Raw genomic sequence first — 6,870 nt, 5'->3', positions numbered from 1 at the left:
GGCCTGCGCTGGGGGCTGATGGGGCAGTGCCTGACCTATCACCTCGGCGGCGGCGCGGGCGGGATCGCGCACTTTCTCGAACACCTGTCGGGGCCGATCACGAGCTGGTGGGACGACCTCGGCACGCCGTCGTTCGATCCGGAAGTCGATCGCAAGCTGACCGACGAGCTGCGCGCGATCCAGGGCGAGCGCTCGATGCAGGCACTGGCAGCGGAGCGCGATCGGCTGCTCGTCGAACTGATCGACGCGCGACGCCGCAGCTTCCTGCCCTGATCTTGATCTTGATCCTGATCTGGTCGCGCGCCGCGGCGCCACCGGTCATTGCTGCGACGTCGCCTGGCTGGCGGGCGGCACGTGGGCCAGCCATGCCGGGCTCGCGGCCTGCACGAGTTCGCGGTTGCGCGCACGCGTCGCGGCGTTCGGCGGATAGTTGCCGTCGTTGGTCGGCAGTTCGCCGTCGAGATAGGCCTGCTTGAGCTGGTCGATGACTTCCGCGCGCGTCAGCCCCTGCGCGGAGGGCGATGCGTCGGTCTGGGCAAAGGTGGGGGACAGTAGCGCGGCTGCGGCGGTCGCGACGGCGAATCGCAGGACGTTTTTCATGGCGGGCTCCGATCAAGGGGACGGGGTACCGGACGCGCGCGGCGATGCGCGGTGCGTTCGGATGGGTCCCATTGTCGCGAGCGGGTGCTGCGCGGACGATGACGCGTTCCGGGCAAAGCTGTCAGGTGCGGGCGTGCCCGCGTGACTTGAGCACGGTGCCGTTACAACTCGGCCGCCGCCGTGATCAACGTGGCTTCGAGCGCGAGCGTGGAGCGGGACGCGGCCGCCGGGCGATCGATCACGTATTCGAGTTCGCCGAGTTCCGGCAGCCCCGCGTCGAGCCGCGCGAGCCCGGCCGGGATCACGTAGCCGGCGAACGCGCTGACGCCGAGCCCCGCGCTCGCGGCCGCCCGCAGCACCGCGATGCTGCTGCTCACGACGGCGATCCGGTACGGTCGCCCGACGGCTTCGAGCGATTCGAGCACGCGGCGGCGCGACACGCTCGGCTCCGGATGCATTGCAAGCGGCAGCACGGCCTCGTGGCCGGTGATCCGCGAATCGGGGCCGGTGCACCAGTACAGCGGTTCGCTGCGGATCACGCGGCCGCGCCGGCTGCCGGCGATGCGTTTCGCGAACACGAGATCGTGCCGGCCTTCGTCGAGCGCGTCGAACAGGTCGCCCGACAGCCCGGTCGAGATCGCGAGCTCGACGTCCGGGTTGCGCTGCACGAAGCTCGCGAGCGCGGCCGTCAGGTGCGCCGACGCGAAATCCTCCGACATCGCGAGCCGCACCTTGCCCGACAGCGGCGGCCCGCAGACCGACGTGACGGCCTCGTCCATCAGTTCGAGGATGCGCACCGCGTAGCGGAACAGCGCGTCGCCGTGCTGCGACAGGTGCACGTTGCGCGTGTCGCGCTCGAACAGCGGCCGGTCGAGCAGCTCCTCGAGGCGGCGGATATGCTGGCTAACGGTCGATTGCGACAGGTTCACGCGCTCGGACGCGGCGGTGAAGCTGCCGGACTGGGCGACGGCGACGAAGCTGCGCAGCAGCTCGGGCGGTAACGGACGCATTGCTAAATCCACTGAATCGGTTTCGACAACTTCATAAATGGCCGGATTATGCGGCGCTAGTATCGGATCACGCGCCAGTGCGGCCTCCGCCAACGAGGGGCACCAGACGCGTAGCCCGTGTCGCGCCGCCGGCTGCATCGGTCAGTCTAAGCCATCCGGCGTCCGGCCCGAATCCGCATCATCCCATCGACCCCGAGAACGTGCTCGCACGACGAGCCGCCGGGCCGCGGCGCCCCGCCGCAGGAGACAGACAGTCCGCCCGGGATCGGCGTGCGGGCCTGACTCCCGCATGCGTCAGGCGCCCGTCACGAAGAGACTGGAGACGACTCATGATCATCTACGGAACCGCGCTGCTGGCGTTCTGCCACCTGGCCGGACTGTTCCTCGGCGACCTGCTCGGCAGCGCGATCGGCGTGAAGACCAACGTCGGCGGCGTCGGCATCGCGATGCTGCTGCTGATCTGCCTGCGCCTGTGGCTGCACCGGCGCGGCTGGCTGCCGAAGGAGACCGAGGCGGGCGTCGGTTTCTGGGGCGCGATGTACATCCCGGTCGTCGTCGCGATGGCCGCGAACCAGAACGTCGTCGCCGCGCTCAAGGGCGGGCCGGTCGCGCTGCTGGCCGCGGTCGGCGCGGTCGCGATCTGCGCATGCTGCATTGCGGTACTCGCGCGCACGGGGCGCGACGACACGGCCTTCGCGGGCGTGCCGCAATTCGAAGAACAATAACGGAGGCCGCCATGCTGCAGATGCTCGAAAAAACCGTCGCCCACAACGGGCTCGTCGCGTCGTTCGCGCTGGTCGGCCTGATCATGTGGCTGTCGTCGATCGCGTCGCGCAAGCTCACGTTCGGCCGCGTGCACGGCTCGGCGATCGCGATCGTCATCGGTCTCGTGCTCGCCTACGTCGGCGGCGCATTCACCGGCGGCGAGAAGGGGCTGGCCGACGTCAAGCTGTTCGCCGGTATCGGCCTGATGGGCGGCGCGATGCTGCGCGATTTCGCGATCGTCGCGACCGCGTTCGAAGTACAGCCGACCGAGGCGCGCAAGGCCGGGCTCGTCGGCGTCGTGTCGCTGCTGCTCGGCACCGTGCTGCCGTTCATCGTCGGCGCGTGCGTCGCGCGCGCGTTCGGCTACACCGACGCGGTCAGCATGACGACGATCGGCGCGGGCGCCGTCACCTATATCGTCGGGCCCGTTACGGGCGCGGCGATCGGTGCGAGCTCCGACGTGATCGCGCTCAGCATCGCGACCGGGCTCGTGAAGGCGATCATCGTGATGGTCGGCACGCCGGTCGCGGCCAACTTCATGGGCCTGAAAACGCCGCGCTCCGCGATGATCTTCGGCGGGCTGGCCGGCACCGTCAGCGGCGTGAGCGCGGGCCTTGCCGCGACCGATCGCCGGCTCGTGCCGTACGGTGCGCTGGTCGCGACGTTCCATACCGGCGTCGGCTGCCTGCTCGGGCCGTCGGTACTGTTCTTCACGACGCGCGCGCTGGTCGGCGCGTAGGGCCCTGCGACGCGGCCCGCGCGCGGGCCGCATCCATCGCCGCGTCCTCTGAGTCGCATTCTGCAACATCATCAATCGGCGGCGGCGCCAGGCTTAGAATGCCGCTGAACCCTCGAAGCGGAGAACTGTTCATGACCGGATGGAATCACGCGCGGCAGGCGCGCGATGCACGCCTCGCGGCCGGCGCGGCATACGCGCAGGGCAAGCGGGTCGATGCGCGCGACACCGTCGCGTTGCTCGAAGCGGTGCTGCGGCCCGGCGATCGCGTGTGCCTCGAAGGCGACAACCAGAAGCAGGCCGATCTGCTCGCCACCGCGCTCGCCGATGTCGACAGCGCGAAGATCCACGACCTGCACATGGTGCAGTCGGGCGTCGTGCTGCCCGAGCATCTCGACGTGTTCGAGCGCGGCATCGCGAAGCGGCTCGACTTCGCGTATTCGGGCCCGCAGTCGCAGCGCATCGCGAAGCTGCTGTTCGGCGGCAAGATCGCGCTCGGCGCGGTGCATACCTATCTCGAGCTGTTCGCCCGCTACTTCATCGACCTCACGCCGCAGGTCGCGCTGATCGCGGCCGTGAGCGCCGACCGCGACGGCAACCTGTACACCGGCCCGAACACCGAGGACACGCCGACCGTCGTCGAAGCCACCGCGTTCAAGGACGGCATCGTGATCGCGCAGGTCGACCGCATCGTCGACAAGGTGCCGCGCGTCGACATCCCCGGCGACCGTGTGCATTTCGTCGTCGAGGCCGGCCGGCCGTTCTACGTCGAGCCGCTGTTCACGCGCGATCCGGCCGCGATCACCGAAACGCAGATCCTCACCGCGATGCTCGCGATCAAGGGCATTTACGAGCCGTACAGGATCAAGCGCCTGAACCACGGGATCGGCTTCAACACGGCCGCGATCGAGCTGCTGCTGCCGACCTACGGCGCGAAGCTCGGGCTGAAGGGCAAGGTCTGCACGCACTGGGCGCTCAATCCTCACCCGACGCTGATTCCCGCGATCGAATCGGGCTGGGTCGAGCAGGTCCACTGCTTCGGCTCCGAGGTCGGGATGGACGACTACATCCGCGCGCGCTCCGACGTGTGGTTCACGGGCCCCGACGGGTCGCTGCGCTCGAACCGGGCGTTCTGCCAGACGGCCGGCCTCTATGCATGCGACATGTTCATCGGCTCGACGCTGCAGATCGACCTGTCCGGCCATTCGTCGACGGTCACCGCCGAGCGGATCGCCGGCTTCGGCGGCGCGCCGAACATGGGCAGCGACGCGCGCGGCCGACGCCATCCGAGCGAGCCGTGGCTGAAGGCCGGCGCGGAAGCCGACCCGGACACGCCGGCGGCGCTGCGGCGCGGCCGCAAGCTGGTCGTGCAGATCGGCGAGACGTTCGGCGACAAGAACGTGCCGATGTTCGTCGAGAAGCTCGACGCGCTGAAGCTCGCCGACAAGCTGCAGCTCGACCTCGCGCCGATCATGGTCTACGGCGACGACGTCACGCACATCGTCACCGAGGAAGGGATCGCGAACCTGCTGATGTGCCGCGACAAGGACGAACGCGAGCACGCGATTCGCGGCGTCGCCGGCTATACCGACGTCGGCCGCGGCCGCGACAAGAAGCTGGTCGAGCGGCTGCGCGAACGCGGCGTGATCCGCCGCCCGGAGGATCTCGGCATCGATCCGCTCGACGCCGACCGCCGCTGGCTCGCCGCGCGGTCGATCAAGGATCTGGTGCACTGGTCGGGCGGGCTCTATGCGCCGCCGGCCCGGTTCCGCAACTGGTGAGGAAGAGGGCATGGAACAGTTGAACTATCGCTTCACCGCGCGCGAACGCGCGAAGGGCGAGCAGGCCGCGGCGCTCGTCGGCGTGGTCGCGTCCGGCAACCTCGAGGTGCTGGTCGAACGCGTGCTGCCTGGCAACGAATGCGAGATCGACATCCGCACCGCGGCCGTCGGTTTCGGCGCGGTCTGGCAGGCGGTCGTATCGGATTTCGTCGAACGGCGCACGCCGGGCGGCCTGAAGCTGTCGATCAACGACGGCGGCGCGCGGCCCGACATGGTGTCGCTGCGGCTCGCGCAGGCCGTGCGCGCGATCGAGGGGGACGCATGATGAGCGACGTGATCCACGATGCGCCGGCGTTCGTCGCGAACGCGGCGAGCTGGTACGAAGCGTCGGCGCGGCAGCGCATCGACGGGCTGCTCGACGCGGGCAGCTTCACGGAATTCCTCGGGCCGGCCGAGCGTGTGACGAGTCCGCACCTGCCGCTGTTCGCGCTGCCGCAGCAGTTCGACGACGGGATGGTGGTCGGCCACGGCCGGCTCGACGGCAAGCCGGTGTTCGTCGCCGCGCAGGAGGGCCGCTTCATGGGCGGCGCGTTCGGCGAGGTGCACGGCGCGAAGCTCACCGGGTTGCTGCGCGCCGCGCGTGACGTCGGCAAGCCGGTGCTGATCCTGTTCGACACGGGCGGCGTGCGGTTGCAGGAAGCGAATGCGGGCGAGCTCGCGATCGCCGAGATCATGCGTGCGCTCGTCGAAGCGCGGGCGGCCGGCGTGCCGGTGATCGGGCTGATCGGCGGGCGCGCGGGCTGCTACGGCGGCGGCGGATTGCTCGCCGCGTGCTGTTCGGCGCTCGCGGTGTCGGAGCAGGGGCGCATCAGCGTGTCGGGGCCTGAAGTGATCGAGACCAATCGCGGCGTCGAGGAATTCGACTCGAAGGATCGCGCGCTGATCTGGCGCACGATGGGCGGCAAGCATCGGCGCTTGATCGGCGGTGCCGATCGTTACGTGGCCGATACGCCGGACGCGTTTCGCGCGGCCGCGCTCGACCTGATCGGCCGCGCGCCCACGTTCGATGCGGCGATGCTGCGTGAGGAACAGGCGCGTCTCGAAGCACGGATCGAGCGGTTCGGCGGCTGCCAGGATGCGCTCGACGTGTGGCGTGCGCTCGGGGCCGACGCGCCGGAAGCGATTCCGGGCATGCCCGACGACGAATTCGCGAAGCTCGCCGACCAGTTACAGGAGCAGAAATGAAACGACCCCCACGCTCACTTCGTTCGCTGCCCCCCGAGGGGGCGCCTGCCTCCCTTGGGGCGGCCCGGCGGGAGGCAGCATGACGCTCGATGAAGTACTGAACTCGCTGTTTCCCGCGGGCCATTCGATTGTGCGCAATGGCGGCCTGCTGACGGGCCACGCGGAACTGGCCGGCACGCGCGTCGACGTGATCGGCGTGGCCGACCGCCTGCCGTTCGGCATCGACGAGGCACTGACGCTCGCGTCGCGCGTGCTCGACACGGTCGCGCGCGGCGGCGACACGCCGATCCTCGTGCTGGTCGACAGCGACAGCCAGCGGATGAGCAAGCGCGACGAACTGCTGGGCCTGAACGAAGGGCTGTCGCATCTCGCCAAATGCCTGATGCACGCGGATCTCGCCGGACACCGGACGATCGGCGTGCTGTACGGCCACACGGCCGCCGGCGCGTTCATCGCGACCGCGCTCGCGACGCGCACGCTGCTCGCGGTGCCGGGCGCCGAGCCGGAGGTGATGGACCTGCCGTCGATGTCGCGCGTGACCAAGCTGCCGATCGACGTGCTGAAGGAGATGGCGCGTTCGACACCGGTATTCGCGCCGGGGCTCGACAACCTCGTGAAGATGGGCGCCGTCGACGCCGTGCTCGATCCGTCCCGCGCGCTCGACGCGCAGGTCGGCGAATGGCTTGGCAAGCCGGCCGAGCGCATCGACCGGCGCGCGGGACGGATCGAGCAC

Annotated in this window: 8 protein-coding genes and 1 pseudogene; 7 read left to right on the top strand and 2 right to left on the bottom strand. The window is 69.8% G+C overall.

Annotated elements, in window-relative coordinates:
- A pseudogene (locus H3O04_RS32760) lies at positions 1 to 273 on the top strand (3-hydroxyacyl-CoA dehydrogenase NAD-binding domain-containing protein); the annotation flags it as partial.
- Positions 274 to 318: 45 nt separating this feature from the next.
- On the opposite strand, the gene H3O04_RS32755 reads toward H3O04_RS32760, so the two are convergent.
- Both H3O04_RS32755 and H3O04_RS32750 read right to left on the bottom strand, forming a co-directional pair.
- Entirely contained in the window at positions 319 to 600 is a 282-nt protein-coding gene (locus tag H3O04_RS32755) for a DUF4148 domain-containing protein (protein WP_011545061.1), read from the bottom strand.
- A gap of 161 nt (positions 601 to 761) precedes the next feature.
- Positions 762 to 1,610 carry a LysR substrate-binding domain-containing protein gene (locus tag H3O04_RS32750; protein ID WP_012328224.1) on the bottom strand — a complete coding sequence of 283 codons (849 nt, stop codon included), beginning with the start codon at positions 1,608 to 1,610 and terminating at the stop codon, positions 762 to 764.
- 329 nt (positions 1,611 to 1,939) lie between these two features.
- Between H3O04_RS32750 and madL the strand changes: the two genes are divergently transcribed.
- From madL to mdcE, 6 genes are all read left to right on the top strand, one after another.
- On the top strand, positions 1,940 to 2,335 hold the full coding sequence (gene madL, locus H3O04_RS32745; protein ID WP_006485307.1) for a malonate transporter subunit MadL: 396 nt from the start codon (positions 1,940 to 1,942) through the stop codon (positions 2,333 to 2,335).
- An 11-nt stretch (positions 2,336 to 2,346) separates the two neighbouring features.
- The gene (gene madM, locus H3O04_RS32740) at positions 2,347 to 3,114 is read left to right on the top strand and encodes a malonate transporter subunit MadM (RefSeq protein ID WP_006476364.1); all 768 of its coding nucleotides are present in this window, start codon (positions 2,347 to 2,349) and stop codon (positions 3,112 to 3,114) included.
- Positions 3,115 to 3,245: 131 nt separating this feature from the next.
- Positions 3,246 to 4,892: a malonate decarboxylase subunit alpha gene (mdcA, locus tag H3O04_RS32735; RefSeq protein WP_077178032.1), complete on the top strand. Its 1,647-nt coding sequence runs from the start codon at positions 3,246 to 3,248 to the stop codon at positions 4,890 to 4,892.
- 10 nt (positions 4,893 to 4,902) lie between these two features.
- On the top strand, positions 4,903 to 5,217 hold the full coding sequence (mdcC, locus tag H3O04_RS32730; RefSeq protein ID WP_006485317.1) for a malonate decarboxylase acyl carrier protein: 315 nt from the start codon (positions 4,903 to 4,905) through the stop codon (positions 5,215 to 5,217).
- Positions 5,214 to 6,137 (top strand): biotin-independent malonate decarboxylase subunit beta, encoded by a 924-nt coding sequence (locus H3O04_RS32725; RefSeq protein ID WP_023477914.1) that lies wholly within the window; start codon positions 5,214 to 5,216, stop codon positions 6,135 to 6,137. The genes mdcC and H3O04_RS32725 overlap by 4 nt, the downstream gene beginning before the upstream one ends.
- Before the next feature lie 79 nt (positions 6,138 to 6,216).
- Positions 6,217 to 6,870: biotin-independent malonate decarboxylase subunit gamma (gene mdcE, locus H3O04_RS32720; protein WP_202589263.1), on the top strand; the 654-nt coding region annotated here is incomplete at its 3' end.

This window comes from Burkholderia sp. KCJ3K979 (assembly GCF_016759955.1).
Taxonomy (GTDB): domain Bacteria; phylum Pseudomonadota; class Gammaproteobacteria; order Burkholderiales; family Burkholderiaceae; genus Burkholderia; species Burkholderia orbicola.
This window is presented reverse-complemented; position numbering and strand designations above follow the sequence as displayed.

What these genes read in the sequence shown, in the direction of transcription:
- madL (WP_006485307.1), top strand. Translation starts at nt 1,940, where the DNA reads ATGATCATCTACGGAACCGCGCTGCTGGCGTTCTGCCACCTGGCCGGA.
- mdcC (WP_006485317.1), top strand. Translation starts at nt 4,903, where the DNA reads ATGGAACAGTTGAACTATCGCTTCACCGCGCGCGAACGCGCGAAGGGC.
- mdcA (WP_077178032.1), top strand. Translation starts at nt 3,246, where the DNA reads ATGACCGGATGGAATCACGCGCGGCAGGCGCGCGATGCACGCCTCGCG.
- H3O04_RS32750 (WP_012328224.1), bottom strand. Translation starts at nt 1,610, where the DNA reads ATGCGTCCGTTACCGCCCGAGCTGCTGCGCAGCTTCGTCGCCGTCGCC.
- madM (WP_006476364.1), top strand. Translation starts at nt 2,347, where the DNA reads ATGCTGCAGATGCTCGAAAAAACCGTCGCCCACAACGGGCTCGTCGCG.
- H3O04_RS32725 (WP_023477914.1), top strand. Translation starts at nt 5,214, where the DNA reads ATGATGAGCGACGTGATCCACGATGCGCCGGCGTTCGTCGCGAACGCG.
- H3O04_RS32755 (WP_011545061.1), bottom strand. Translation starts at nt 600, where the DNA reads ATGAAAAACGTCCTGCGATTCGCCGTCGCGACCGCCGCAGCCGCGCTA.